Genomic DNA, 2535 nt, shown 5'->3' on the forward strand with positions numbered 1-2535 from the left:
GCTAATGAAGCTATTAAATATATCTTAGGTGTAGGAAGGTGTTTAAATGGTAAAGTTTTAATTATTAATTTACTAAATTTAGAATTCAGAATATGTAATTTAATAAAATAAAATGTTTAGGATACTGTTTATATTATTTTTGTTCGTTTTTTATGATGTAAAGGCAGATGAAAATTACTTTCTTTCTTTGAAATATAGTAAGGTAAATGTAAGATATGGACCTGGATTAGACTATCCAATTAAATTTGTATATTTAAAAAAAAATTTTCCAGTTGAAGTTATAGATGAAAAGGAAAATTTTAGAAAAATTCTAGATTATAAAAGTAACGGTGGATGGGTTCATAGGTCTCAACTTAAAAAAAATAAATCATTAATTGTACTTGAAGAAAAAATACTTTTTAATAATTCTACAAAATATTCAAAACCAATAGCTGTTGTCAAAAGTGGTAGATTATTAATTATTAAAAAAAGGGAAAAAAATTGGTTAAAGGTGGCAACGGAAGATTATACAGGATGGGTTAATAATGAAAACTTGTGGGGTTACTAAGACTTTTTGCTTTTACTTGCCCACCACTTATCAAGCACAAAGTACCAAACTGAATTTGCAATTGGCTCAACAATTGCATCTGTTAGAGCAATCATAAAGGATACATCTGCTACAAGCATTAATACTGTAATAGCAATTGCAAAGTGACCAATTGTATAAACAATTGTTCTTAATATCGAGCCTTTGTTATTTTTGTAAACGTCTCTACTTACCTCAAATATGCCTTTGGTAAATTCAGTCATTAATTAAATGGACTGTCTAAAACACACGCTACTAGGTGTATTCTCGCTTGCTCCCCTCCATTAAAAAAATTATGGTATTTAGTATTATTTGTAATCCAAACCCTGCCATCAGCTGGTAAATGTTTTGCAACGTTTTCGATTACCATCGAACAACCTGGGTTTGTTATTATTGGTACATGCAATCTGCACTCTGGATCTTTATGCCAACTCAAAGTTGATCTCGGCTCTTTTAATAATAATCTTACTCTGCCTAATTTAAATTTTTTACTTAAAGTTTCATAAACTTCTTTAAAATATGTTTTTTCAAATTCCGGTAAAAGTTTAGTATATTTAGACTCATCAATTTCTACATCTCTTGAAACTTCTTTTCCTGTCTCGTCTGCTATGGTCCAATATTTACCTCTAATGTTATTACCTTTAATAGAATTTTCATCATTAGGGATCTGGTTAAGCGGGATTGCACCAAAGTGTGTAACACCTGGGGAATTAAATTTTTTTTCTTCAAGAATTTTGTCTAAATCAGCTCTAAGTTTTTCAATATCAAATTTTAAGTTAGGTACTTCGTAGAAGTCTTCAAAGCTTACTTTAGGTGTATTAATTGCAGTTTCCATTTTATTAATTTAGTTTGAGATCAAATCTGTCAGAATTCATGACTTTTGTCCATGCTGAAACAAAGTCGTTAACGAATTTTTTAGATGAATCATTGCATGCATAGACCTCGGCTAATGCTCTTAATTGTGAGTTTGAACCAAATATTAAGTCCACTCTAGTACCATGCCACTTAACTTTATTTGTTTTTCTATCTTTTCCAACAAACAATTGTTCAGATTTATCTGTTTCTTTCCAAGTAGTATTCATATCAAGAAGATTAACAAAATAGTCGTTTGTTAAAGTTCCTGGCTTTTTAGTAAAAACTCCATTTTTTGAATGATCAAAATTAGTATCTAATACTCTCATTCCACCAACAAGAACCGTCATTTCTGGAGCTGTTAAACCCATCAATTGTGCTTTGTCTATTAACTTTTCCTCAGCTGAAACTGTAGATGTCTCATCTTTATTGTAGTTTCTAAATCCATCAGCTTGTGGCTCTAAAAGACCAAATGAATGGATATCAGTTTGTTCTTGTGTAGCATCTCCTCTTCCTGGGTAGAAAGGCACATCTACATTTACTCCTGCTTTTTTAGCTGCCATTTCAACACCTACGTTTCCACCAAGCACTATCAAATCAGCTAACGAAACAGATTTTTTCTTATTGTCAAATTTGTTTTTAATTTTTTCTAAAGTTTTGATAACTTTTTTAATCTGTTTTGGATCATTAACATCCCAACTAATTTGCGGCTCTAATGTAACTCTAGCTCCATTAGCTCCACCTCTTTTATCTGATCCTCTGTAAGTTGATGCTGATGCCCAAGCTGTACTTACTAACTCTGATACAGACAATTTAGATTTAGATATTTTAGATTTGAGAGTTTTAATATCACTTTTCTTTAATTTATATTTTGGTTTTTTTACCGGATCTTGCCATATTAACTCTTCTTTTGGTACCTCGTTACCCAAATAACATGCTCTTGGACCCATATCTCTATGAGTTAATTTAAACCATGCTCTTGCAAAAGCATCTGCAAATTCAGCTGGGTTATTGTAAAAATGTTTCGATATTGGCCCATACGAAGGATCCATTCTTAAAGAAAGATCTGTTGTTTGCATCATTGGTGGATGCATTTTATTTTTATCATGAGCATCAGG

Annotated in this window: 4 protein-coding genes; 1 reads left to right on the top strand and 3 read right to left on the bottom strand. The window is 31.2% G+C overall.

What is annotated here, in order from left to right; genetic code table 11:
- Positions 1-112: 112 nt before the first annotated feature.
- Entirely contained in the window at positions 113-547 is a 435-nt protein-coding gene (locus AMN80_RS00290) for an SH3 domain-containing protein (protein ID WP_075520036.1), read from the top strand.
- Here AMN80_RS00290 and AMN80_RS00295 read toward each other — a convergent pair.
- The 3 genes from AMN80_RS00295 to AMN80_RS00305 form a co-directional block, all read right to left on the bottom strand.
- Positions 544-789: a DUF2061 domain-containing protein gene (locus AMN80_RS00295; RefSeq protein ID WP_075520037.1), complete on the bottom strand. Its 246-nt coding sequence runs from the start codon at positions 787-789 to the stop codon at positions 544-546. The two genes, AMN80_RS00290 and AMN80_RS00295, sit on opposite strands and share 4 nt — an antisense overlap.
- A complete protein-coding gene (locus tag AMN80_RS00300) occupies positions 789-1400 on the bottom strand; it encodes an aspartyl/asparaginyl beta-hydroxylase domain-containing protein (protein WP_075520038.1) in 612 nt (203 codons plus the stop codon). Before AMN80_RS00300 ends, AMN80_RS00295 begins: the two co-directional genes overlap by 1 nt.
- 4 nt (positions 1401-1404) lie before the next feature.
- A partial coding sequence (locus AMN80_RS00305; protein ID WP_306452526.1) for a peroxidase family protein occupies positions 1405-2535 on the bottom strand: 1131 nt, incomplete at its 5' end.

It is taken from the genome of Candidatus Pelagibacter communis, from assembly GCF_001179985.1.
Taxonomy (GTDB): Bacteria; Pseudomonadota; Alphaproteobacteria; order Pelagibacterales; family Pelagibacteraceae; genus Pelagibacter; species Pelagibacter ubique_J.

What these genes read in the sequence shown, in the direction of transcription:
- AMN80_RS00290 (WP_075520036.1), top strand. Translation starts at nt 113, where the DNA reads ATGTTTAGGATACTGTTTATATTATTTTTGTTCGTTTTTTATGATGTA.
- AMN80_RS00295 (WP_075520037.1), bottom strand. Translation starts at nt 789, where the DNA reads ATGACTGAATTTACCAAAGGCATATTTGAGGTAAGTAGAGACGTTTAC.
- AMN80_RS00300 (WP_075520038.1), bottom strand. Translation starts at nt 1,400, where the DNA reads ATGGAAACTGCAATTAATACACCTAAAGTAAGCTTTGAAGACTTCTAC.